This is a genomic window from Roseibium sp. RKSG952, from assembly GCF_009711355.1.
In genome coordinates this window covers 1-647 of the sequence record NZ_SMMF01000339.1, presented here as the reverse complement: position 1 = coordinate 647, position 647 = coordinate 1, and the positions used below count along the sequence as shown (strand labels likewise).

1 protein-coding gene is annotated in these 647 nt (G+C 60.7%); it reads right to left on the bottom strand.

The window, feature by feature from the left end; genetic code table 11:
• Positions 1 to 209: 209 nt before the first annotated feature.
• Positions 210 to 647 (bottom strand): M48 family metallopeptidase (locus E1297_RS00945; protein WP_155132751.1); only part of this gene is annotated, 438 nt, incomplete at its 5' end.

The window sequence follows — 647 nt, the reverse complement described above, 5'->3', positions numbered from 1 at the left end:
TAGAGGGTTATGCGGGACGGGCTGAGCACTAGCCCCTGCGCCGGGAGACCTGAAAGCGGTCTCTCCGGGCCGATATTCTCCGGACCTCATGACTACGCCAGTTTGGTGAATTTCTTATAAGTCCATGTAAGATATAAGGAAAATTCTGCGTCCGAAATTGCTTGGATTGAAGTCGCGTTTGGGGCTGCTGCGACCGGGTTCGGAAGTTCTCAGGCCATTGCCCGTTCCAGTCTTTGCTTCCGACGCTCCCAATCGGGCATCACCTTGTCGAGGAGCTCGAAGAAGGCGGTACCGTGATGAGGCTCGGCCACATGGCAGAGCTCGTGGGTGATCACATAGTCGATGGCGTCGACCGGCGCCTGCACGAGCCGGCGGTTCAGCAGCAGACGTCCTGCCGGCGACATGGAGCCCCACCGCTGCCGGGTCTGGCGCACGATGAGTCCCTTCGGCCGAAATGCCTCGGGATCGGGAAAGAGTCCGAGACAGAGCTCGATCCGCTCCGGGAACTTGATGTGGGCCCGATCCCGGTACCAGGCATCGACCAGTTGGCGCGTTACTTCCGGCCTAGTCGGCCGATGAGTCTGCACGACGATGAAGCCGCGGATCAGCTTCACGCCTTGCCGCTGCAAGTGCCGCCGGTATCGCCA